Raw genomic sequence first — 24,073 nt, 5'->3', positions numbered from 1 at the left:
AATTACAATTTGGTAACGGTGATTTCTTTAGCCGTTTCTAATCGAATAGCTACATGCGAATCATTAACGTTAAAGTATAAAGGATCACCTAATGGTGCAACTTGAATTAAGGTAATGGAATTTCCAGGCAAACACCCCATTTCTAATAACTTTAGTGGGATTTCATCTAGATTGATGGAGGTTATTTCGGCAACTTCTCCAATTTTAAGTTCAGAAGAACAAATTTCCATTTCCTTATTTAGATTGAATTAAAATACAAAAGTAAAAATTATAATTGGACAAAAATTGATTTTTATCAGAATTAGTAAATTTAAACATGAATTTAACATTATTGGTTTTCACTAAGCCACAAAATATCTTCTAAAAGTTGTTTCATGTTCTTTGTTTTGGGATCATTCTTGGGTTGGTCTAGATTAGTGCCATCGTAAAATCCGCGAATTCTTTTATTCTTATCTACCAAAATAAAATTTTCGGTATGCACCATGTCGTATAATTCTTCTGGCTTACCTGTTTTTACAGCTAAATAGGATTTTCTTGCTAAATAATAAATATCCTTTTTGTCTCCAGTTACTAAATTCCATCTCGAATCATCAACACCTTTTTCGATAGCATATTTTTTCAAAACTTCAGGTGTGTCAATATCTGGGGTAACCGAAAATGACAACAATTTTACTTCAGGATTATTTTTTAATTGATTTTGTAACCAAGCCATATTGTTTGTCATTTTTGGACAAATTGTAGGGCAAGTGGTAAAAAAGAAATCGGCTACATAAATGGTATTTTCGTAATCTTTTTGAGTGATTAATTTTCCATTTTGATTTATAAATGCAAAATCGGCAATTTTATGATCGTTACCAATATGTTGTATTGTAGAATCTACTAATTCAGGATTAATATCTCTTGGAGAATAGATAGGTAATGTTTTTTTGGGAGCCAGTAAGCTGTAAATACCTAAATAAATAACAATGGAAAGTATTCCAAAAATGATGAAAAACTTTTTATAAGGAGCTAGAAAATCAAGCATATATTTTTTTTGCAAAATTAATCATAAATCAAATGAGTTTTGTTAAAACACCAATAGATATTTGTTAAAATTATAAAATATTGATTTTCTTAGTTATATTTGTAAAATTATACCATAAAATTACTAAAAATATGATTAAAAATTACTTGATTATTAGCTTATTGTGTTCCTTTTTAGGTTTTTCACAATACAATCCTTCTGCTCCATGGATGGCTGACATCAACACAACTAAAAAAGGAGAAGCAACTATTGATGAAATAGTTGAGGCTTTTAACACTTATTGGTCTACCAGAGATAAAAATGTTAAAGGATCAGGTTATAAACCTTTTATGCGTTGGGAATATTATTGGAAAAATTTAACCAATGAACAAGGTTATATTATTCCATCTGAGCAATTTTGGAATGCATGGAGACAAAAAAATCAAGTTAAGGCTAACAGAAACAGTACGAGCAGAGCGCTGCCTCTAAGTAATTGGCAACCTGTTGGACCATTTACACATACAAATACAGGTTCGTGGTCTTCTGGGCAAGGTCGTGTAAATATTATTCATGTTGATCCATCCAATCCCAATACAATTTATTTAGGTTCGCCTGCAGGTGGAATTTGGAAATCTACCAATAATGGGACTGCTTGGACGCCTTTAACAGATGAATTGCCTCAAATTGGGGTTTCTGGTATTGCAGTAGATTATTCGAACTCAAATACCATTTATATAGCAACTGGAGATAAAGATGCTGGAGATTCTTATTCAGTAGGGGTTTATAAATCAACAGATGGTGGACTAACTTGGAATCCTACTGGAACTATGGGAGGTTCAAACCCATCAAGAGCTGGTGATCTTGTAATTCATCCAACGAACAATCAAATACTTTGGTGTGCTACCAATAATGGAATATACAAAACTATAAATGCAGGAACTTCATGGACTCGAGTTCAAACGGGTAGTTTTTCTCAAGGAAATATTCGTTTGAAACCAGGAGACCCTTCTACTGTGTATGCGGTAACTTCAAATGCCTTTTATCGTTCTACAGATACTGGAACCACTTTTACTCAAGTTTCAACTGGATTACCCGCTACTTCAGGAAGATTTGTAATGGATGTTACTCCAGCAAATCCAGAATATATCTACATATTGAGTTCTAAATTAAGTACAGATAATTACAATTTTCAAGGAATCTATAGATCAACTGATGGAGGGACGACATTTACTGCTAGAAATACAACAACAAATATTTTTGAAAATACAACATCACCATCACAAGCTTGGTATGATTTAGCTTTAGGGGTCTCTTCCACTAACGCAGAAGAAATTTATACGGGTTGTTTGAATGTTTGGAAATCAACCAATGGAGGAACAAACTTAACCAAAATTAATAGTTGGAGTAATCCTACAGGTCCTTCTTATACCCATGCAGATATTCATTATTTAGGTTTTCATGGAACTAAGTTGTTTTGTGGAAGTGATGGGGGAATTTATGTTTCGGAAAACAATGGAATTAATTTCACAGACTTAACAGCTGGAGCTCAAATTAGCCAATTTTATAAGATTGCGGTTGCTAAACAATCTTCTGCTAATATGGTAGGAGGGTTGCAAGATAACGGAGGCCATGCCTACAGCGGAAGTCAATGGAAAAATTATTATGGTGCTGATGGTATGGATACAGCAATTAATCCAAATAATCCAAATCAGTATTATGGATTTATTCAAAACGGAAAGAATATGTACATCAGTAATAATGCTGGAAATTCTAATTCAGGATCAGTCTCTTCTCCAGGAGGAGTAAATGGTAACTGGGTAACTCCTTTAATAGCGAATAATTCAGGAGAATTGTTTTCTGGGTTTGCTGGTTTATACAAATTGGTAGGTAGTGCTTGGGTACAACAAAATGCAACATCTTTAGGAACGGGTAATTTAGAAGAAATTGCTGTAGATCCATCAAATGATGACGTTATGTATGTTGCAAATGGTGTTGGTCTTTACAAGAGCACTGATAGAGGAGTGAATTTTACAAATGTGTTCAATTCCGTAAATGGAAATATAACTTTTATCGAAGTTCATTCTACAGATAGCAACATCGTTTATTTAGTTACAGAAGGTGCTTCGGGTAAAGTTTTGAAATCAACAAATGGAGGAGTTAATTTTACTGATTTTTCAACAGGACTTCCTTCAATTGGTAAAGAATGTATTGTTCATCAAGGAAGAAATACAGATAATCCATTATATGTAGGAACTAGTTTAGGCGTTTATTATCGTGATGATTCTATGTCTTCATGGTCTCCTTTTGATACCAATTTGCCTAATGTATCAGTAAGAGATTTGGAAATTAATTTAGAAGATGCAAAATTAATTGCCGCAACATACGGAAGAGGAATATGGCAAACTGATATTCCAGTTCAAGTACCACCAATTGATTTAAAATTTGTTAGTATTCAAAATCCTGGAATCAATATCAATTGTGGTGGTAGTGTTGCCCCACAAGTTGAAGTAAAAAATAATGGAACAACTTCTATTTCTTCTGTAACGGTTAATTACACAATCGATGGAACGCCTTACAACTATGTTTGGAATAATACTTTAGCTTCTGCAGCTTCTGCAGTTATTAATTTACCTTCAGCTACACTAACAAGAGGTACACATGTTTTAAATGTTAATACAACCACAGCTAGCGATGCTTATTCTGATAACAATTCAGGAAGTACAACGTTTTATGTTAATGATGGAGGAGTTGTTGGCGTAGTAAACCCATTTACAAATACTACAGATGCCTTAATTTCATATAACGAAGGAGGAACAGGTTCTTTATGGGTTAGAGGAACGAGGTTAGGAGGAACAATGACAACATCTGGTAATACCGTTTATACCACAAATTTAACAGGTAACTATCCAGATGCAACTAAATCTTATTTAGTTTCTCAATGCTATAACTTATCCAATATAATTAATCCACAAATTAGTTTTGCAATGAAGTTTGATTTAGAGCAAAATTGGGATGTGGTTTATGTTCAATACTCAACTAATTTTGGAGCAAGTTGGACAGTTTTAGGAACTATGGGTGCAGGATGGTATAATAGTGATAGAACATCTGCAACTGCTGGAAATGATTGTTATAATTGCCCAGGTGCTCAATGGACAGGCGCTGATACAACTTTAAAAACCTATTCTTATCCATTAAATGCACTAAACACAGAAACGAATGTGATTTTTAGAATAGTTTTCCACTCTGATGAATCGGCAAATCGATTAGGAGTTAACATTGATGATTTTGTAATCAATGGAACACTTTCTAATCAAAACTTTGAATTACAAAATATTGTGTTATATCCAAACCCTTCAAAAGGAATATTCAACATTGCATTAGGTACTATTGAACCATCAGCAATTGATGTTTACGATGTAACAGGAAAAATCGTTTGGTCTAAAAAAGATTTTGCAATTTCAAATGCGGAAGTTTCATTAGATTTATCAGCCGTTGCACAAGGAATTTATTTTGTAAAAATTTCAGCAAACAATCAATCAACAGTTAAAAGAATTATTAAAGAATAACTATGAATAAATTCATCTTAAAAGGAAGTTTCGGCTTCCTTTTTTTGTCAGTTGCACTATATTCGTGTAAATCTTCACAAGAAGCAACTACAAAAAAAGAGGCTGTAGGAATCAACGTTGGATATATGGATAAATCAGTAAATCCAGCCGATAATTTCAATCGTTATGTAAATGGAGCATGGTTAGATAAAACCGAAATTCCAGCAGACAGAACGCGTTGGGGAAGTTTTGATGAACTTCGTAAAAACACCGATGACGATGTAATGGCCATCTTGAAAGAAGCTATTAAAGACAAAACGATCGATCCAAATTCAGACCAAGCAAAAGCAATTAGCTTATACAAAACGGTTTTAGATACAGTAAGTAGAAATAAAGCAGGAATCGACCCGTTAAAACCTTATTTAGCGAAAATTAATAGCGTTCAAAATGCCGACCAATTAGTAGCTTTATTAGCAGAAATGGAACCTGAAATGGGATTAGGTTTCTTCGGAAGTTACATTGGAGCGGATGCTAAAAACAGTAACAAAAATGTAATTTATGTAGGAACAGGTAGTCTTGGTTTACCTGATAGAAATTACTACGTTTCAGATGCGCCAGACAACAAAGAAAAGCGCGAAAAATATGTAGCTCACGTAACGAAAATGTTACAATTCATCGGAGAATCTGAAGCTATTGCAAATGCGAATGCAAAGAAAATTTTAGCTTTAGAAACTAAAATGTCAACGGCTACTTTAGACCGTGTTCAAAGAAGAGACAGAAGAAATACGTACAATCCAATGAGTTTTGCTGATTTACAAAAATTAGCACCAACCGTAAAATGGGATACGTATTTCCAAACCGTTGGAATTGGAAAAGTAGATTCGTTAGTAGTTTCGCAACCAAAATATTTACAAGCGGTTGAAACGATTTTGAAAGACAACCAAGTTGAAGACTGGAAAGCGTATATGCGTTGGACTGCTTTAAGAGGTTCGGCAGGTTTGTTATCAACGGATATTGAAAATGCAAATTTTGATTTCTACGGAAAAACCTTAACTGGTGCAGTAAAACAACGTCCAGCAGAGGAAAGAGCTTTAGCAACGGTTAACGGAAGATTAGGTGAAGCATTAGGAAAATTATACGTAGCTAAAAAATTCCCGCCAGAAGCGAAAGAAAAAGCGCAAGCCATGATTGCTAACGTGATGAAAGCGTTTGACAACAGAATTGACAATTTACCTTGGATGACCAAAGCTACTAAGGAAAATGCGAAAATCAAATTGAACAAATTCCGAGTGAAAATTGGATATCCTGATAAATGGAAAGATTATTCAGCTTTAGAAGTGAAATCTCCAGAACAAGGCGGAACGTATTTTGATAATTCAAGAATGTACGCAAAATGGAGCCACAAGAAAAATCTTGAGAAATTAGGAAAACCTGTTGACAAAGAAGAATGGGGAATGTCGCCACAAACGGTAAATGCATATTTCAGTCCAACAAACAATGAGATTGTATTTCCAGCTGCGATTTTGCAACCACCTTTCTATGATTACAAAGCAGATGAAGCGGTAAATTATGGTGGAATTGGAGCCGTAATTGGTCACGAAATTTCTCACGGATTTGATGATTCAGGTTCAAGATACAACGCTGATGGAAATTTAGTAAACTGGTGGAGCGATGAAGATTTAAAACAATTCACCACTTTAGGAAGCGCTTTAGCAGATCAATATTCAGCTTTAGAACCATTACCTGGAATTTTTGTTGATGGAAAATTCACTTTAGGTGAAAACATCGGAGATTTAGGTGGCGTTAACGCAGCTTATGATGGATTACAAATCTATTTGAAAGAAAATGGAAACCCTGGATTAATCGACGGATTTACTCCAGAGCAACGTTTCTTTATTTCTTGGGCAACCATTTGGAGAAGTAAAATGCGTGACGAAGCGATTAAAAACCAAGTAAAAACGGATCCACATTCACCAGGAATGTATCGTGCTTATGTGCCGTTACAAAATGTGGAAGCGTTCTACAAAGCGTTCAATATTTTACCACATAACGGTATGTATTTGCCTTTTGAGAAACGTGTGAAAATTTGGTAATCAAATTCAAAAAATAAATCAAATCCCATCTTTTAGGTGGGATTTTTTTTGTTGATTAGTAAAGATTATCGCCACGGATTAAAAGATTAGAAGGATTACAATCCGTGAAAATCCTTTAATCTGTGGCTAAAAACTATTTCTTCTTAATCGCTCGATTCACTAAATATAATCCAATAATCGTTATTGTTCCACCAATGATAATCGCTGTGGTCAAAGGTTCATTAAACAACAAATAACCGAAAAACAACGCCACCATCGGATTGATATACGAATATAAACTGCTGATTTCTGTTGGTAAATTTTCCAACGCATAAATAAAAGCAATAAACGTCAACACTGAACCAAAAACCACCAAGTAAACAATAGACCACCAAGAAATCGCAGGAATTTCACTCAACGGAACTGAAGTACCATTAAATCCAATAACGCTCGAAATCACAATACTTGAAATCAACATTTGCAATCCCAAACTAAAATACGGATTGAAATTCGTCTTATTTTCCTTGATATAAATCGAGGACAACGCCCAAGTAAACGTAGCAATTACCGAAAGTAAAATCCCAAATCGGAATTCAGGTTGTAAGAAATCGTTGAGGTAATCGTAGAAAATAACGCAAATGCCACTAAAAGCTACAATTAAACCCACAACCGCTTTCCAAGATGTTTTTTGTCCCCGAAACAAACTGATGATTACAATCCAAAGTGGAAATATCGAACCAATAATCGCACCCAAACCACTTGAAATATATTTCACGCCCCAAGTACTTAAACCATTACTTAGTATAAAATTCAATACACTCAAAATAAGAATGTTTCGCCATTGTCGTTTGTTTGGCCAGGGATGTTTTTTGATTAAGAAATAAAGTAAATAAATCAAACCGCCAAAAAGTTGACGCAGCGCTACCAATTGCATCGGCGGCATGTGTTTTACGCCTTCTTTGGAAGCAATCCAAGTGGTTCCCCAAAAAAAGCTGATCCAAATTAATGCCAAAAAGGGCAAGCCAATTGCATTTTTCTTTTGCTTGATGTAATTGTGAAATACGCTAAAATACGCCATTACTAAATTTCTTTTTGGAACGAATAGCCCAAAATCGTTTCTACTTTTTCACTAGAAATGATTTTGCCTTTCGATTCCGAATTTTTGGCAAAGGTAGGCAATGGCAAATTTAATATTTCAGCTTTTTTGTGATAATATGTTTTGCGTGTTGGGTGCTGAGGTGCGACAGCGTTAAAGTTTTGATTCCATTCCCAATTGTCATCTCGAGCGAAATTGAGAGCCTTTTCAATAATTCCAATACAATCTTCCCTTTGAATCATATTTACTGGAGCGTCCGGATTTTCAACATTTGTTCTTCCTGCTAAAAATTTTACTGGATGACGATCATCGCCTAGTAAACCACCAAAATGAATGACAGTTGTTTTAAAATCCTTATTTGATTGTAAAAGCGTTTCGGCAATAACTAGTTGTTTGCCGCTTTCGGTATCGGGATTGGGTTTTGTTTCTTCTGTAATTTCAACAATTGGAAAACCATCACCATAAACTGAAGTCGAACTCACAAAAATAACTTTCTGAACACCTGATTTTTCGATTAATGGAATTAGATTTTTTATTTTATTTACAAATGTCATTTCCTTAGAAGTCGAAGTTTCTCTTCTCAATCCAGGCGGAATATCAATAACTAAAACATCAGTTTCTTTTAGAAAATCTTTAATGGATCCAATTATTTGATGTTCTTCCAACTGAATTTGAAATGGCGAAATCCCAGCATTTTTCAACAATTTTAATTTACTTTCCGAAGTCGTAGAACCTTTTACTTTGTAACCTTTTGAAAGCAATGATTTGGCTAAAGGTAAACCCAGCCAACCGCAGCCGAGGATGGCAATCTTTTTTCTTTCTTCTTTCATCTATTCTCTTAACTATCTTTCTTCACCAACATATAAAAATCATCTTCCAAAGCACGATAACCTTGGTCGTACAAAAAGAAATAGGTGTTGCCGGTTTTGGTTTGTAACATGCTGGTAAAAAACTCAAAATCGAAACCTTTACTTAGTAATTTAGTTTTCGTGGTTTTTCCTTTGTCTTCTGGGTTGAGTTCACACAAAATGCGGTAATTTTTACGCAATTTGTTGTTAATGTTGCGCATCAGATTGTTCTGATCTTTGTTCATTTTGTTGTTGTACGCATTGCGGCATCCATCCGAACAAAACTTTTTGTCTTCGCGACCGATGATTTTATCGCCACATTCTAAACAGGTTTTACTCATGGCTTACTTCTTAAAATTAAACTTCATTTCTTTACCACTTTCTTCAAAAACCACATAAATATTAATTTCATTATCCGAAATTTTCTCAAATGTAAATTTGTCGAAATACACATGGGTTGGGGTAATTTTTACTAATCTAAAATTCTCGCTTACTTCTGCTTTTTCCCAACCTTTTAAGTTCATATCAAAATGTTTGAGCTGTAATAAAAGCGTTTTGTCTTTTTCAATAATGTGACCTAATTCATAAAAAGCAACTTTCCCATCAACCACTAATTTAAAACTAAACATCATCGAATTCCCAATAGGTTCATTCCAAGTTTCTTGACAAATGCCACCTAAAGCTTCACCTTTCCAATTGCCAACAAACCATTTTACATCTTGTAAAGTAGCTTTTGGCGAACCTTTTTCATCGTTGTAATTCAGAGTGTTTTGTGCAAATGCGCTAAATGAACAAATAAAAAGTAAAAAATAAATACTTTTTTGAAAGATTGATTTTTTCATCTGTAAAGTCTTATAATTAAAGCTAATATACAAAAAAATTTTCCGTTTGCAAACGCTTACAAATATTTACAACCGAAATTAAATGGCTAAATACCGAATAAGGTTTTTTCTTGTCCCATCTTTGCACTGTCGAAATGAACGAAATATTAGTCGCAGTGTTCAGTCACAGTTTTCAGAAAATTAAAAAGAATGGATTTCAAAAAATTATTAGCCTATCAAAAAGCTTTTTCATTAGCTATGGAAATTAAAAAAGTATCTGATTCATTTCCAAAAGAAGAAAAATATGCATTAACAGATCAAGTTAGAAGATCATCAAGAAGTGTATGTGCCAATATTGCGAAAGCTTACAGAAAGAGAAGATATATAAATCATTTTATAAGTAAGCTTACTGATTCAGACGGAGAAAATTCTGAAACTTCAGTTTGGTTAGATTTTGCTTTAGAATGTAATTATTTATCGAAGTCACAATATATTGATTTGGTAAATAAGTCAGAAGAAATTGGTAAAATAATTAATTATATGATTCTAAATCCAACTAAATTCGGTTGTAAATCATTAAATTAAATACCTGCGACTGAAAACTGCGACTGCGACTAAAAAAGTAACATAATTATTAACATTAAATATTACACGCCATGAAAAACAGAGTACAATTAATCGGACATGTAGGTCAAGAACCAGAAATCAAAAACTTAGAATCTGGAAGAGTAGCTAACTTCACTATCGCTACAAATGAAAGTTACACCAACGCCAAAGGTGAAAAAGTAGAACAAACCGAATGGCACCGCGTTTCCGCTTGGGGAAAAACAGTAGACATCATAGAAAAATTATTAACCAAAGGAAGTCATGTAGCCATTGAAGGTAAACTAACCCACAGAAGTTACGATGATAAAGACGGAAACAAACGTTATATCACAGAAGTGGTTGCGAATGAATTAGTTTTATTAAGCAAATAATCAAGTTCAATCCCGAAGCTTCGGGACAAATTCAATTTCAAAATTCAATTAACATAAACATTTAATATTTATACGCCATGAAGAATTCAGTACAATTAATCGGACACGTTGGTCAAGAACCAGAAATCAAAAACCTTGAAGGAGGAAAAAAATTAGCAAACATCAGCATCGCTACAAACGAAGTTTATTATCGTGAAAACGGTGACAAAGTAGAACAAACGCAATGGCACCGAGTAACCGCTTGGGGAAAAACTGCTGACATTATCGAACGATTTGTAACTAAAGGAAAAGAAATCGGAATAGAAGGTAAGTTAACACACAGAAGTTACGACGACAAAGACGGAAACAAACGCTATGTTACAGAAGTAATAGCAAACGAAATTTTGTTAATCGGTAAATAAGATGTTATGCAAGTTAGAGTATTTTCAATCCGTTTGGATAACGCATTTTTGGAGTACGATCAACAACAATTGAATACTTTTTTGAATTCGGTTGTTTTTAAAAAGTCGAGTACACAATTTGTGGAAAGTGAAGAAGCCCATTGGTCGGTGATTGTTCATTACGAATCAGAAGAACAAGAAAAACCTGAACGAATAGAACGAAAATCGTATGAAGATTTGAATCCGAAAGACAAACAAGTTTACGGTTATTTGAATCAGTGGAGAAACGAAAAATCGGAAGCTTTGAAACTAAAAAAGTATATGATTTGTCACAATTCAGAATTAATCGATTTAGCGATGTATAAGCCAAGCAACTTAGATGAATTACAACAAATTAAAGGTTTTGGGAAACAAAAATCGGAGCGATTCGGAGAAGATATTTTAGCTATTTTGAATGCTGTTTGAAAGGAAAGCGACCATGTAGGTCGCTTTTTTTATTCAAAATCAATAATTTATCAACACTATAACGTTTTCGTAAGTGTGCGCGTTTTTTTATTTATTACTAAAAAGATAACTTTACTTTATCAAATTGATAATTATGAAGTCAAAAATTTATCCTTCTTTCATTTTTTTAGCCTTTTTGTTGGTTTCAAGCCTGAGTTTTTCACAAGTGGGAATCAATACAACAAATCCGTTAAGTACGTTGGACATTAATGGTAATTTGTCTGTTAAAACAGTAACATTAAACGGAACGAATACTGGAGGCCTAGGGACGGCAACTTTAATAAATGACGGAGTTTACATTTCAGTAAGACCTCTAGCTCAAGATGATAAATTTCAATTACCAGATCCAAAATTAGTGCCAGGGCGCGTTTACATTATTAGAAACATTCAAAATTCAGTTACAGCACAATTGACTACTGCATCAGAATTGTTATTTCCAAAAAATTCAACTACTGGTTCTACTTACATATATATGTACGGGGGCACTCGTAGAACGGTTATTGTTATCAGTGACGGACTTAATTGGACTTATTTCGACTAAATATATCATGAGCTACACGATACGTATTCGTGTGTGCTTCAATAATTGTTTTTATTTCTGGTGAATAACCGCCGCCCATACTTACTTGAACGGGAATTTGGTAACGCTCACAATTTTCGAAAACAATTTCATCTCTTTTTTTACAACCTTCAATAGAGCAACCTAATTTTCCTAATTTATCGGAAGCCAAAATATCAACTCCGGACAAATAGAAAATGAAATCGGGTTTTTGTTCTTCTATTAATTTTGGAATAATAGCTGAAATGGTTTTTAAAAATTCATCATCTGAAGTGTTATCTTCAAAGGCAATATCTAAATCAGAAGTTTCTTTTTTAAATGGATAATTCGATTTTCCATGTGTAGAAAAGGTAAAGACGTTATCGTTTTTTTGAAAAATTTCAGCCGTTCCGTTTCCTTGATGAACGTCTAAATCAATGATTAATACTTTTTTTGCCAATCTTGTGTCTAGCAAATATTGCGCTGCAATAGCTTGATCATTCAATAAACAAAACGCTTCTCCACGATTAGAATAAGCATGATGGGTTCCGCCAGCGATGTTAAATGCAATTTTGGTTTCAAATGCTTTTTCAGCGCCTAAAATGGTTCCTTGTGCTATTCGTAATTCTCTTTCTACTAATTCTTTGGAAAGGGGAAAACCAATTTTTCTAGCTGCTTTTGGCTCCAAAGTCAACTGTAATAAATCGGACACATATTCTTTGGTATGAACTCTCAAAACGGGTTCAATTGGAATTATTTCAGGTTCAAAAAAATCACTTTTTTGAGCAATGCCTTCGTGAACTAATTGTTGTGGTAACAACTCATATTTCAACATCGGAAAACGATGTCCTTCGGGTAATGGATGTTTAAAAATGGGATGAAAAGCAATGGAAAACATTTACGAATTCATTAAATTTTGAAATTCTTCTACTAACAATCCCACGTGATAACCATCAACCAAACCATGATGTGCGGTAACAGAAAGCGCCATCGATTTTTTTCCGTTTTCTTCCACTACTTTTCCAAAGGAAATTTTTGGACAACTGTCTTCAATTTTAAAATTTCGTGAATGGGTTAAACCTGTAAAATTAATCCAAGGAACAGCAGAAAAATGAATAATATTTTCCGGATATTCTCTAGTTAAAATTCCAGTTGTGGTTTGAATTCTTTTAATTTCTGTTTGAACAATTGTATTGAATTCGTGAATGTCTTCATGAAATTTCATAAAGGAAAATCCAAATGTTTTGTCTTTTCGCATTATGGTTGCCGAAGCGTCGATTTCATCGTATAGATATACATTTTCACCTTCGATTCTGTATCTAAAATTTTCAATTTTATTTACCGCCACAAGAGTCTTATGAAGGTAATATACAAAAAAGGAAATTTGCATTGCTTTCGATTTTCCATAAGCAATCGTACAATCAATGGTTGTGGTAATTCCGAAAAAAGGTTCTTGGAAAGCTGAGAAAAATTCAAAATGTCCTTTTCGGTTCCAGTTACTAATGTCTATTTCTTTTTTCAATTTTTTCGTTTTTGAAATTAAAAAACCTTCTCGGTAAGGAGAAGGTTTAGGATGCTTTTTTTATTAAATCAAACATTGGACAGCGTTTACAGCGTTTGTGTTCGCCTTTTTCAAATTTGCCACAACATTTTGATTTGCAGTTTTCTGTAATTTTTATTTCGGTCAAAAGAAGTTGTTTGTTTTTCTTCTTCTTTTTCTTTTTGTCCTTCTTTTTTTCGTCTTTGCTCATCAGAAATTCATTTGACTTTGCAAAGATAATATTATTTTTAAATATTCTAAATAAAAATTACTGTGGATTTATCGCAATAGAACTGGTAACCGATAATTGTTGGATATCTCGATCAAATAAGTACAACCCACCACGATCTTCGCCAATTAAATTGATTTTATCTAAAATAGTTTTCGCTTGTGCTTCTTCTTCAATTTGTTCCGCCACATACCATTGTAAGAAATTGTGTGTTGAGTAATCTCTTTCACCTAACGTAATGTGAACCAATTCATTAATTGAGTTTGAAACAAACAATTCGTGTTGGTACAATTCTTCAAACATTTCTTTAAAAGTTCCAAATTTTGTTTTCGGAGCTTTCAAATCGGTAATTTCTGCATGGCCACCTCTTTCGTTTACATATTTCACCAATTTTAGCATGTGCGTACGCTCTTCATCTGATTGATTGTACATGAATTGTGCAACGCCTTCTAAGCCTTGAACTTCTGCCCAGCAAGCCATTGATAAATAAATTTGCGAAGATTCGGCTTCTATTCTAATTTGCTTATTTAAAGCGTCTAAAATACTTTTTGTCAACATCTTTTTTCCGTTTTGATGTAAAGTTATGAAATAATAATTATTTCAACGAATGATAATTCTTATAATATTGTTAAGACCTCTTCAATATTAGTTAATGCTTTGAAGTTTTTATGTTGAATTTCAAAATCAATTTTCTCGTATTCCCAAGTAGTATGATAGGGAATGTGAATCGTATGCCCACCAATGTTCAAAATAGGTAAAACATCAGATTTTAATGAATTTCCAATCATTAGAAAATCTTCAGGTTTGCAATCCAAACGACCTAACATTTTTTCGTAGTCTAATTCGGCTTTGTCGCTTAATACTTCAATATGATGAAAATAGTGTCCAATTCCAGAATCGTGTAATTTACGATGTTGGTCTTTTAAATCGCCTTTTGTGGCTACAACCAATTTATATTTTCCTTTCAACTGTTCCAAAACGGATTCTACGTTTGGTAATAATTCGACCGGTTTTTGCAACAAATCTTTCCCAATGGCTAAAATTTGCTCAATTCCTTTTCCAGAAATTTGATGATTGGTTAATTGCAATGCAGTTTCAATCATCGACAACGTGAACGCTTTAATTCCGAAACCATACAAAGGCAAATTTTTCACCTGATGATTCAAAATCATTCCCAAAATTTCCTGACTCGAAGCATAATCTTGAAACAACACACAAAAGCGTTCTTGTGCTTCATCGAAATAAGGTTCGTTGTGCCATAAAGTATCGTCGGCGTCGAAAGCGATTATTTTTGGATTCATGTTGAGTAAAATTTATCTTCTTTCCAATTAGAAGGATTGTTTTCAATATAATTTTGAATACGTTCGAATGATTCCGAATTACGTATTATATGGTCATGAAATTTGGGTTGCCAATTAAATTCAGGATTTAATAATCGAGCATGTTTTGAAACCACAGATTTATAAGACCGAACAATTGTAGATATAGAACCCGATTTTGGTGATATATCTGAAAAATATTGATTCCCTGTAGAATCGTTGCAATGCAACGATTTATCCATATCGTAACAGTGTAACGATTTTACGTTATTGATTATCAATATACCATGTGTGTGATTTGGCATTACAACAAAGTTACCCAATTCTACAAAAGAAAAATGTTTTGGGATTTCCATCCAAAAGTTTTGGGCATATTCACCAATTGGTGATAGTTGCATTTCGCTATTGATGATTTCGCCAAAAAAGTGTTTTCTATTTCCAGTATTAATAGTAATAAAGTAAGCACCATTATTTCTGTAATCCCAATTTTTAAGTCTTACAGATTCAATACGGTATTTGTTGTTGTACTTTTTCATGACAATAGAGAGACGAAGCATAGCTTCGTCTTTACAAATAGTACTAAGATATCATCGCACCATTAATTACACCTTCCGCATCTGGATTTACGAAAACCAATTTACCTTCTGCATTATTCGTTAACAACAACATTCCTTCACTTTCTACACCACGTAAAGCTCTTGGTGCTAAGTTTACTAAAACCGTAACGCGTTTTCCAATGACTTCTTCTGGGGTAAAATGCTCTGCAATTCCAGAAACAATGGTTCTAACATCAATTCCAGTATCTACTTTTAAAACTAACAATTTGTTAGCTTTTGGCATTTTTTCTGCTTCGATGATGGTTCCAATTCGTAAATCTACTTTGGCAAAATCTTCGAAGGTAATGATTTCTTTTTGCGGTTCCGCTTTTGCGTTTTCCACTTTATTGGCAGTTTTAGTTGCTTCTAATTTGTCTAATTGCTTTTGGATTTCGGCATCTTCAATTTGGGCAAACAAAATTTCGGCTTGACCAATTTGATGTCCAGCTGGTAACAAATCTGTTTTAGTCGTTACATCGTTCCAACCTAAAGCATCGATTTTTAAAATATTTGATAATTTTTTAGCTGTAAATGGTAAAAATGGCTCTGATAAAACCGCTAATGCAGAAGCAATTTGCAACGCCACATACATTTGCGTTTGTACTCTTGCCGGATTTTCTTTTACCATTTTCCATGGTTCTTCATCCGCTAAATATTTGTTTCCTAAACGAGCTACGTTCATTAATTCGCCTAACGCTTCTCTGAATCTGTAACGCTCAATTGAACTTGAAATTACGGCTGGATACGCTTTTAATTCGGCTAATGTTTGTTCGTCAACTTCTGAAAATTCGTTTGGAGCAGGAACAATTCCGTTGTAATATTTATTGGTTAACACTACAACACGATTGATGAAATTTCCAAAAATCGCTGCTAATTCATTGTTGTTTCTCGCTTGAAAATCTTTCCAAGTGAAGTCGTTATCTTTAGTTTCTGGCGCATTTGCTGTTAACGCATAACGCAACGAATCTTGTTTTTCTGGGAAATCTTGTAAATATTCGTGTAACCAAACCGCCCAGTTTTTAGAAGTCGATAATTTGTTTCCTTCTAAATTTAAAAATTCATTTGCTGGAACATTATCGGGTAAAATGAAACTTCCTTCTGCTTTTAACATTGCAGGGAAAATGATGCAATGGAAAACGATATTGTCTTTTCCAATGAAGTGAACCAATTTTGTATCGGCATCTTTCCAATACGGTTCCCAATCTTTTCCTTCGCGAGCCGCCCATTCTTTGGTTGAAGAAATGTAGCCGATTGGCGCATCAAACCAAACATATAATTTTTTTCCTTCGGCACCTTCCACTGGAACATCAATTCCCCAATCCAAATCACGCGTTACCGCTCTTGGCTCCAAACCGCCATCAACCCACGATTTTACTTGTCCGTAAACATTTGGTTTCCAATCGTTTTTGTGACCTTCCAAAATCCATTCTCTTAAGAACGATTCGTAACGATTTAAAGGTAAAAACCAGTGCTTCGTTGATTTTAAAATCGGAGTTTCTCCTGTGATAGTTGATTTAGGATTAATTAAATCCGTAGCATTTAAAGTTGAACCACATTTTTCACATTGATCGCCATATGCTTCTGGATTGTCGCACTTTGGACAAGTTCCGGTTACGAAACGGTCGGCTAAAAATTGGTCAGCTTTTGCATCGTATAATTGTTCGGTAGTTTCTTCGATGAAATCGCCGTTATCGTATAATTTTTTAAAGAATTCTGAAGCTGTTTTATGATGAATCTCCGAAGAAGTTCTTGAATAATTATCAAAAGAAATTCCGAAATCTAAAAACGATTGACGAATAATTCCGTCATATTTATCAATTACTTGTTGAGGCGTAATGCCTTCTTTTTTAGCTTTCATTGAAATCGCCACACCGTGCTCATCACTTCCGCAAATGAAAGCCACATCTTTTCCTTGCAAACGCAAATATCTTGCATAAATATCGGAAGGAACATAAACACCTGCTAAATGTCCAATGTGAATAGGTCCATTTGTATAAGGTAAAGCCGCTGTAATCGTATATCTTTTCGGATTTTCTAACATAATTTTTTTATTTTAACGTAAATCCCGAAGCATCGGGAGTTAAGTTTTTTAAGTTGAGTTTTAACGCAAAGGTGCAAAGTTTTTCGCAAAGCTTCGCAAAGTCTTTTTAAGTTTTTCGCTAAAGCGATTTTAAGTTTTAAAAGTGCAAATGTCGTGAAAATTATAATTTATTCACAACTCGTCTAATACCTTCTTTTAAAAGAACGGAATTAAAGTTTAAAAGTAAGCCCAATTTGAAGTTACCAAGCCTTAAATAAGTTAAAGTTTGAGCAAAATGAAGTTCGGAAAGTTCTTCAACACTTTTTAATTCAATAACGAGTTTGTCTTCAACAATTAAATCGATTCTGTAACCGCAATCTAGTTTTACTTCTTCGAAAATCAATGGAATTGATTTTTCTTTTTCAACTTTAAATCCTGCTTGAATTAGTTTATAATAAAGACATTCTTTATATGTGTTTTCAAGTAAGCCAGGACCTAATGCATTGTGAACTTCAATGGCAATTCCAATAACTTTATTTGAGATTTCATTTTCTGTCATTTTTCCTTTTTTAACTTTGCGAAAAACTTCCAAACTTTGCGTTAAATTCCGAACAACAGAACTGTTAATTTAAGAACGCAAAGATTATTTTATTAAAAACTGAAACAAAAATAATCGATTAGTGACGAAATCCCGAATTTTAATTGGATTTTGTTTACTTTTGAGTTAATAAAATCTGACGATGTATAGATTTATTTTGGTACTTATTTTAATTTCAAACTTTTCTCATTCGCAAAAGAAAATGAAAATTCCACCTTATCTAAAAAAAGGCGACACAGTTGCTATTGTTTGTACGGCTCGTAAATTTTTTCCAGAAGATGCAAAACCCGCTATTGAATTATTAGAATCTTGGGGTTTAAAAGCTAAATTAGGAAGAACCATAGGCTTAGATAGTTGCCAACTGGGTGGGACTGATGCCGAAAGAATTGCCGATTTTCAAGAAATGATGGATGATGACAACATCAAAGCGATTTGGTGTGCGCGTGGCGGTTATGGTACGGTTCGAATTATCGATTCGTTAGATTTTACCAAATTCAAAAAACATCCGAAATGGATTATGGGATTTTCTGATGTTACGGTTTTACACAGTCAATTGAATGTAGAAAGAGTTGCGACCTTGCATTCGATTATGCCATTTACAGTTCCAAAAGCACCGGAAGATGTAAAAGAAACTTTGCGAAAAGCAATTTTTGGAGAAGATATTTCATATACAATTCCATCAAAATCGTATGATATAAAAGGAAAAGCTTCGGGCGAGTTAGTAGGTGGAAATATTTCTATTTTATATAGTTTATTGGGTTCGAAATCATCGATTGATACGAAAGGAAAAATTCTATTTATTGAAGATTTGGATGAATATTTGTATCACATCGATAGAATGATGTACAACCTAAAACGCAATGGTTATTTCGAAAATGTAAAAGGAATTATTGTGGGAAGTATGGCCGACATGCACGATAACGAAATTCCGTTCGGGCAAAACGAAGTGCAAATTATTACTGCAATTGCCAAAGAATATAATATTCCAATAGCTTTCGAATTTCCAGCCGGACATCAAAAAGACAACCGAACTTTGATTCTTGGAAAACAAGTAGATTTTGAAGTTAACGAAAAAGAAGTAAAATTGATTTTTGATTGATGATTAACGATTGCTGATTTAAGAAATAAAATGGCAGAACATAACGATTTAGGAAAATTTGGAGAAGAATTAGCGGTTGATTTCTTAGAAAAAAATGGCTATGAAATTTTGGAAACGAATTGGGTTTTTGATAAAGCCGAAATCGATGTTATTGCCCAAAAAAATGGAATACTAGCTGTTGTAGAAGTAAAAACGCGTTCGAGTATTGAATTTGGTCTGCCTCAAGATTTTGTAAAACCTAAGAAAATTCAATTGTTGGTAAAAGCTATAAATGAGTATGTTACTCAAAACGATTTAGATGTTGAAGTTCGATTTGATATTGTGGCTATTCATAAAGAAAATTCGGAATTTGTTATAGAACATATTGAAGAAGCGTTTTATTATTTTTAATGTTAAATTTATAACAATTTGTTTTTTGTTTTTATATTTGCGCCAAACAAACAACTAAAAGCATGAAAACAATATCCTCAGTAGTAGAGCAATACATTAAATCGAAGCCTTTTTTATTGAGCTCACTTTCGCAAGGAATTATTAATTTAACTTCTTTAGCAAGAATAATGATGCCCGAATTAGAAGCACATTTAGGAAAAGATGTTAAACAAGGTGCTGTAGTAATGTCTCTGAAAAGACTTTCTGAAGAATTAGATTTCAAAATCAATTATAAAATTTCTAAAGTCTTAAAAAATATTGGCGAAATCACTGTTCGTTCTTCGCTAACCGATTTTACTTTTATTAGTTCGGATTCACTTTTAGACAATCAAGCCAAGTTAATTTCGGAAATTAACAAGCAACAAGATATTTTTTATACTTCTTCTCGCGGTGTTAATGAAACCAATATTGTAACAAGCACATCAATTGAACCAATGGTGGAGGCTATTTTTAAAAACGAGAAGTTAACACACAAAATCGAAAATTTATCTTCTATAACAGTAAAATTGCCTCAGGAAAACATTTCGACTCCAGGTGTTTACTATTATATTTTTCAAAGATTGGCTTGGGAAGGAATTATCATTCACGAAGTAATTTCAACTACAAATGAATTTACCATTATTGTTAGTGACGACCAAATTGATGTAGCATTTAAGGTAATAAAAGACCTTAAAAATGTGTTCGATTAATAAAAAGTCTTCTATTTTTTTTCACATCAAAAAAAGAAACGTATTTTTACCATTCTATACATACTAAAAAGTGATTTTAGTAGTTAAAGTACAAAAACGTTTTTACATTGAAAAGCACTATAATTAAATACTCTCTTGTCGTAGGTTTTTTGTTTTTTTTAATAGCTTGTTCTGTTAAAAAAGATAAGTTTGTTAATCGTAATTTTCATGCTGTCACTACAAAATATAACGTTTTGTATAATGGTAATATTGCTTTAGAAAAAGGACTTGAAGAGCTTAAGCAAACCTATAAAGATAACTTTTGGGAAGTGCTTCCTGTTGAGCGAACATCTGATGCTGAAGAAGCTATTTTACCAGGACAAACAAAAAATAAAAATTTTGAGCGTGCTGAAGAAAAAGCGGTAAAAGCTATTCAAAAGCACTCTATGAATATCGCCGGAACTGAAAAAAATCCGCAAATGGATGAAGCTTATCTTTTGTTAGCAAAAGCTCGTTATTATGAAAATCGTTTCATTCCTTCTTTAGAATCACTAAATTACATTTTGTATAAATATCCACTTAGTGATCGAATTTACCATGCTAAAGTATGGCGCGAAAAAGTAAACATTCGTTTAGATAACGAAGATGTAGCCATCAAAAATTTAAAACGACTTTTAAAAGACTCAAAAATTCAAGGGCAGGATTTGGCTGACGCAAATGCAATGTTGGCACAAGCTTACATGAACATTCAAGTTAAAGACACGGCTATTTCGGCTTTAAAAGTGGCTAAAGAAGCAACAAAAAATAATGAAGAAAAAGCAAGATATACTTTTATTTTAGGTCAACTTTACGAGCAAATGCAATATAATGATAGTGCATATGCTGCTTTTGAAGAAGTAATTCAAATGAATCGAAAAGCACCACGTCGTTATGTAATTCAGGCTCATGCCAAACAAGCCCAACAATTTAATTATACAAAAGGAGATACGTTAGCATTTTTAGAAAAATTCAACAAGTTAATTGAAGATAGAGAAAACCGTCCTTATTTGGATGTTTTGAATCATCAAGTTGGTGTTTTTTATGATAAAAATACTAAGAATAAATCGGCCAAAAAGTATTATAACAAATCGATAAAATCAGTTTCTAATGATAAATATTTAGTAGCGTCTAATTATAGAAATTTAGGAGAGATTTACTTTAGAGAAGCGGATTACAGATCGGCTGGAAAATATTATGATAGTACACTTATAAATTTGAACGAGCGTACAAGAGAATACAGAAAGATAAAAAAGAAACGAGATAATTTAGAAGATGTAATCAAATATGAAACTATTGCACAGAAAAACGATAGTATTTTAGATGTTGTTGCCATGTCTGATTCTGAGAGAAAAGCATATTACGAGGATTACATCATAAAATTAAAAGCGGAAGATGATAGAAAGGCTAAAATAGCAGCTGAAAAAGCTCAAAAAGAAGCTAATTTACAGGCCAACAATAATAATTCTAATGGATTAGGATTGGTAAATCCAAACACAAAAAGTAAGGATATTCAAGTGCAAAGTCCAAATAATCCTTCTTTTTTGCCACCGGGTATGGGAACAGATAATTCTAGTTTTTATTTTTATAATCCTGTAGCAGTTGAATTTGGTAAGAAAGATTTCCAAAACAAATGGGGGAAAAGGGCATCAAAAGATAATTGGAGATGGTCTTCTGAAAAAGGAGCTAATGCTGATGCTGATGCCGAAAATGTTGATGAAAATAAAACGGATAAAGATTCAGTTGCGGTCGTTGAAAATCCAAAATATACTACTGATTTTTATTTAAATCAAATTCCAACAGATTCAAAGCTCTTAGATAGTTTGGCAAAAGATAGAAACTTAGCTTATTATCAGTTAGGATTAATTTACAAAGAAAAATTCAAAGAATATGAATTAGCGGCTTCTCGATTAGAGCAATTATTAAAAAACAAACCCGAAGAACGTTTGGTGCTTCCGGCGATGTACAATTTGTACAAAATTTATCAGCAAATTTCGCCTTCTAAAGCGACAGATATCAAACAACAAATCTTGGCTCAATATCCAGATAGCCGTTATGCGCAAATTTTGAACAATCCAGAAGTTGAGATTACCGATAATGACAATCCAGAATTGGTTTTTAATGCTTTGTATAAGAAGTTTGAAAGCAATGAATTAAGAGAAGTTTTTGTAGAGGTCGACGAAGCAATTTTTAAATTTGCAGGAGAAGAATCGCTTCCAAAATTTGAAATGCTAAAAGCAAAAATAACGGGACGATTAAAAGGTGTTGAAGAGTATAAAAAAGCATTAAATTTCGTTGCTTTAACGTATCCAAATACAGAAGAAGGAAAACAAGCTGAAAAAATGGTGCAAATGGAAGTGCCATTAATTGAAGCACTTGATTTTGGATTAGCTCAGCCAACAAGCTATAAAATTATCTTCCCTAAAACGTATCCTTACGGAAAAGAAGTTAAAAATCTAACAGATAAAATAGCGAAGTATATTAAAGACACCAATGCAGTAGCATTAAAATCATCTGAAGATATTTACACCTTAACCGATAATTTTATTGTCATTCATGGTTTTGACAATAAAGATGCTGCGATATCGGTTTTATTGGTATTACAATTGCATAAAAATTACAAACTAACTGACAAAGTTTATATCATTTCAACTGAGGATTACAAGATTGTACAAATGAAGAAAAAGTTGGACGAATGGATTTTGTTAAATAAATAAGAACCCAAATCCCTATTAATATGTTTGAAAAAGTAAAGAATCAAGACCATTTATTAGGCAAAACAAATAGAATTGTTGAAGGAACTACTATTACAGGAGACATTACCACTTTGGCCGATTTTCGTTTAGATGGAAAGCTTAAAGGAAATTTCACTTCCGAAGGAAAAATTGTAATTGGTCCAACAGGAGAAGTAATAGGTGATATCGTTTGTAAAAGTATCGACATCGAAGGTATATTTTCAGGAAAGTTACAAGCCGAAGGAATGCTAAATGTAAAATCAAAAGCACATATTACGGGAGAAGTAATCGTTGGTAAATTATCTGTTGAACCAGGTGCTAGGTTTGAAGCAAGTTGCGAAATGCGCAGTTCATAAATTTAGTTGTAAATAAAATAAATCCTAAATTAACATGGATTCCAAAAAAAGACAACCGAATAAATGGTTAGCTTTAATCACTATACCATTTCAAATGGGATTAGTTATTTTTGGATTTTCCTACTTAGGAACCTGGTTAGATAAAACGAATTATAATGTAGCGGAAACCAATTTTAAGATTTTTACATTAATTGGAGTCTTCATCGCCATTTATCAAGTAATAAGTCAAGTGAATCAAATAAATAAAAATAAATAAGATATGTCAGTTTATGCCAAGGCAGCAATAGTAGTTGGAATACTTTTTGGAATTCATTTTGGAATCGCTAAGTTTGTGGATGCAAATTTTAATATGACCAATTTTTTGGTTTCCTATGTGAGTCAGGCGGTTTTAACGGCACTTATTTTATTAGCGTTGTTTCAAATTGATAAAAAAGCAAAAGAACAATTAGGATATGCCTTTTTAGGGTTAACCTCTGCAAAAGTGATTTTAAGTTATGTGATTGCTACCCAATTTTTGTTTCAAGGAACGGTTATCGCAAAAGAATTAAAAATTAATTTTTTCATCGCTTTTCTAATTTTTTTATGTCTAGACGCCTATTTTGTAATAAGATTATTAAACAAAAAAGGATAAAGGAATGAAAAATCGATAATTCTTTAAAAAATA

The 24,073-nt window shown here is 33.1% G+C and carries 28 protein-coding genes; 14 read left to right on the top strand and 14 right to left on the bottom strand.

Annotated features, from left to right (window positions below):
- Positions 1-2 precede the first annotated feature (2 nt).
- Positions 3-230 (bottom strand): ferrous iron transport protein A, encoded by a 228-nt coding sequence (locus tag ACE3PD_RS11120; RefSeq protein WP_374402451.1) that lies wholly within the window; start codon positions 228-230, stop codon positions 3-5.
- Positions 231-328: 98 nt separating this feature from the next.
- Entirely contained in the window at positions 329-1,024 is a 696-nt protein-coding gene (locus tag ACE3PD_RS11115) for an SCO family protein (protein ID WP_374402449.1), read from the bottom strand.
- A 131-nt stretch (positions 1,025-1,155) separates the two neighbouring features.
- On the opposite strand from ACE3PD_RS11115, the gene ACE3PD_RS11110 reads away from it, so the two are divergent.
- Both ACE3PD_RS11110 and ACE3PD_RS11105 read left to right on the top strand, forming a co-directional pair.
- Positions 1,156-4,569 carry a T9SS type A sorting domain-containing protein gene (locus tag ACE3PD_RS11110; RefSeq protein WP_374402447.1) on the top strand — a complete coding sequence of 1,138 codons (3,414 nt, stop codon included), beginning with the start codon at positions 1,156-1,158 and terminating at the stop codon, positions 4,567-4,569.
- 2 nt (positions 4,570-4,571) lie between these two features.
- Positions 4,572-6,641: a M13 family metallopeptidase gene (locus ACE3PD_RS11105; protein WP_374402445.1), complete on the top strand. Its 2,070-nt coding sequence runs from the start codon at positions 4,572-4,574 to the stop codon at positions 6,639-6,641.
- A gap of 133 nt (positions 6,642-6,774) precedes the next feature.
- Here ACE3PD_RS11105 and ACE3PD_RS11100 read toward each other — a convergent pair whose 3' ends face one another.
- Genes ACE3PD_RS11100 through ACE3PD_RS11085 form a run of 4 tightly spaced genes read right to left on the bottom strand, consistent with a single transcriptional unit; the run spans position 6,775 to position 9,406 of the window.
- Complete coding sequence (locus ACE3PD_RS11100; RefSeq protein ID WP_374402443.1) at positions 6,775-7,698, bottom strand: DMT family transporter; 924 nt, start codon at positions 7,696-7,698, stop codon at positions 6,775-6,777.
- Positions 7,699-7,700: 2 nt separating this feature from the next.
- Positions 7,701-8,546 carry an SDR family oxidoreductase gene (locus tag ACE3PD_RS11095; protein WP_374402441.1) on the bottom strand — a complete coding sequence of 282 codons (846 nt, stop codon included), beginning with the start codon at positions 8,544-8,546 and terminating at the stop codon, positions 7,701-7,703.
- 8 nt (positions 8,547-8,554) lie between these two features.
- On the bottom strand, positions 8,555-8,905 hold the full coding sequence (locus ACE3PD_RS11090; protein ID WP_113987668.1) for a hypothetical protein: 351 nt from the start codon (positions 8,903-8,905) through the stop codon (positions 8,555-8,557).
- 3 nt (positions 8,906-8,908) lie between these two features.
- Positions 8,909-9,406 (bottom strand): DUF6265 family protein, encoded by a 498-nt coding sequence (locus ACE3PD_RS11085; protein ID WP_374402439.1) that lies wholly within the window; start codon positions 9,404-9,406, stop codon positions 8,909-8,911.
- Between the two features lie 189 nt (positions 9,407-9,595).
- Here ACE3PD_RS11085 and ACE3PD_RS11080 point away from each other — a divergent pair, with 189 nt between their 5' ends.
- The 5 genes from ACE3PD_RS11080 to ACE3PD_RS11060 all read left to right on the top strand — a co-directional run bounded on the left by ACE3PD_RS11080 (position 9,596) and on the right by ACE3PD_RS11060 (position 11,787).
- On the top strand, positions 9,596-9,970 hold the full coding sequence (locus tag ACE3PD_RS11080; RefSeq protein WP_374402437.1) for a four helix bundle protein: 375 nt from the start codon (positions 9,596-9,598) through the stop codon (positions 9,968-9,970).
- A 71-nt stretch (positions 9,971-10,041) separates the two neighbouring features.
- The gene (locus ACE3PD_RS11075) at positions 10,042-10,362 is read left to right on the top strand and encodes a single-stranded DNA-binding protein (RefSeq protein WP_291110382.1); all 321 of its coding nucleotides are present in this window, start codon (positions 10,042-10,044) and stop codon (positions 10,360-10,362) included.
- Between the two features lie 77 nt (positions 10,363-10,439).
- A complete protein-coding gene (locus tag ACE3PD_RS11070; RefSeq protein ID WP_111566398.1) occupies positions 10,440-10,763 on the top strand; it encodes a single-stranded DNA-binding protein in 324 nt (107 codons plus the stop codon).
- 6 nt (positions 10,764-10,769) lie between these two features.
- Positions 10,770-11,207: an HRDC domain-containing protein gene (locus ACE3PD_RS11065; RefSeq protein ID WP_374402434.1), complete on the top strand. Its 438-nt coding sequence runs from the start codon at positions 10,770-10,772 to the stop codon at positions 11,205-11,207.
- Positions 11,208-11,340: 133 nt separating this feature from the next.
- A complete protein-coding gene (locus ACE3PD_RS11060; protein WP_374402432.1) occupies positions 11,341-11,787 on the top strand; it encodes a hypothetical protein in 447 nt (148 codons plus the stop codon).
- Here the strand turns inward: ACE3PD_RS11060 and ACE3PD_RS11055 are convergent.
- The 8 genes from ACE3PD_RS11055 to ACE3PD_RS11020 form a co-directional block, all read right to left on the bottom strand.
- Complete coding sequence (locus ACE3PD_RS11055) at positions 11,765-12,682, bottom strand: histone deacetylase (protein WP_374402430.1); 918 nt, start codon at positions 12,680-12,682, stop codon at positions 11,765-11,767. The genes ACE3PD_RS11060 and ACE3PD_RS11055 overlap by 23 nt on opposite strands.
- Positions 12,683-13,306: a CatA-like O-acetyltransferase gene (locus tag ACE3PD_RS11050; RefSeq protein ID WP_374402428.1), complete on the bottom strand. Its 624-nt coding sequence runs from the start codon at positions 13,304-13,306 to the stop codon at positions 12,683-12,685. It abuts the gene before it with no gap.
- 46 nt (positions 13,307-13,352) lie between these two features.
- The gene (locus ACE3PD_RS11045; protein ID WP_374402426.1) at positions 13,353-13,535 is read right to left on the bottom strand and encodes a hypothetical protein; all 183 of its coding nucleotides are present in this window, start codon (positions 13,533-13,535) and stop codon (positions 13,353-13,355) included.
- A gap of 57 nt (positions 13,536-13,592) precedes the next feature.
- Positions 13,593-14,111, bottom strand: a complete 519-nt coding sequence (locus ACE3PD_RS11040) for a ferritin (RefSeq protein ID WP_374402423.1) — start codon at positions 14,109-14,111, stop codon at positions 13,593-13,595.
- A 59-nt stretch (positions 14,112-14,170) separates the two neighbouring features.
- On the bottom strand, positions 14,171-14,854 hold the full coding sequence (locus ACE3PD_RS11035) for an HAD family hydrolase (RefSeq protein WP_374402421.1): 684 nt from the start codon (positions 14,852-14,854) through the stop codon (positions 14,171-14,173).
- Positions 14,851-15,429: a transposase gene (locus ACE3PD_RS11030; RefSeq protein ID WP_374402419.1), complete on the bottom strand. Its 579-nt coding sequence runs from the start codon at positions 15,427-15,429 to the stop codon at positions 14,851-14,853. The genes ACE3PD_RS11035 and ACE3PD_RS11030 overlap by 4 nt, the downstream gene beginning before the upstream one ends.
- A 22-nt stretch (positions 15,430-15,451) precedes the next feature.
- Positions 15,452-17,509: a methionine--tRNA ligase gene (gene metG, locus ACE3PD_RS11025; RefSeq protein WP_374402416.1), complete on the bottom strand. Its 2,058-nt coding sequence runs from the start codon at positions 17,507-17,509 to the stop codon at positions 15,452-15,454.
- Positions 17,510-17,669: 160 nt separating this feature from the next.
- Entirely contained in the window at positions 17,670-18,047 is a 378-nt protein-coding gene (locus ACE3PD_RS11020; protein WP_374402414.1) for a GxxExxY protein, read from the bottom strand.
- A 241-nt stretch (positions 18,048-18,288) separates the two neighbouring features.
- Here ACE3PD_RS11020 and ACE3PD_RS11015 point away from each other — a divergent pair, with 241 nt between their 5' ends.
- The 7 genes from ACE3PD_RS11015 (at position 18,289) to ACE3PD_RS10985 (ending at position 24,040) form a co-directional block, all read left to right on the top strand.
- Complete coding sequence (locus tag ACE3PD_RS11015) at positions 18,289-19,185, top strand: LD-carboxypeptidase (RefSeq protein ID WP_374402413.1); 897 nt, start codon at positions 18,289-18,291, stop codon at positions 19,183-19,185.
- A 30-nt stretch (positions 19,186-19,215) separates the two neighbouring features.
- Positions 19,216-19,575, top strand: coding sequence for a YraN family protein (locus ACE3PD_RS11010; RefSeq protein WP_374402411.1), 360 nt, complete (start codon positions 19,216-19,218; stop codon positions 19,573-19,575).
- 62 nt (positions 19,576-19,637) lie between these two features.
- Positions 19,638-20,303: an aspartate kinase gene (locus ACE3PD_RS11005; protein ID WP_026725490.1), complete on the top strand. Its 666-nt coding sequence runs from the start codon at positions 19,638-19,640 to the stop codon at positions 20,301-20,303.
- 233 nt (positions 20,304-20,536) lie between these two features.
- Positions 20,537-23,035 carry a gliding motility protein gene (locus tag ACE3PD_RS11000; protein ID WP_374402407.1) on the top strand — a complete coding sequence of 833 codons (2,499 nt, stop codon included), beginning with the start codon at positions 20,537-20,539 and terminating at the stop codon, positions 23,033-23,035.
- A gap of 20 nt (positions 23,036-23,055) precedes the next feature.
- Positions 23,056-23,409, top strand: a complete 354-nt coding sequence (locus ACE3PD_RS10995; RefSeq protein ID WP_374402405.1) for a polymer-forming cytoskeletal protein — start codon at positions 23,056-23,058, stop codon at positions 23,407-23,409.
- Positions 23,410-23,443: 34 nt separating this feature from the next.
- Entirely contained in the window at positions 23,444-23,665 is a 222-nt protein-coding gene (locus tag ACE3PD_RS10990) for an AtpZ/AtpI family protein (protein WP_374402403.1), read from the top strand.
- A 3-nt stretch (positions 23,666-23,668) separates the two neighbouring features.
- Positions 23,669-24,040 carry a hypothetical protein gene (locus tag ACE3PD_RS10985; protein ID WP_374402401.1) on the top strand — a complete coding sequence of 124 codons (372 nt, stop codon included), beginning with the start codon at positions 23,669-23,671 and terminating at the stop codon, positions 24,038-24,040.
- The last annotated feature ends 33 nt before the right edge of the window (positions 24,041-24,073 follow it).

It is taken from the genome of Flavobacterium sp., assembly GCF_041911335.1.
GTDB lineage: Bacteria > Bacteroidota > Bacteroidia > Flavobacteriales > Flavobacteriaceae > Flavobacterium.
The sequence above is the reverse complement of the archived record's forward strand: the minus strand, read 5'-3'. Positions and strand labels throughout refer to the sequence as shown.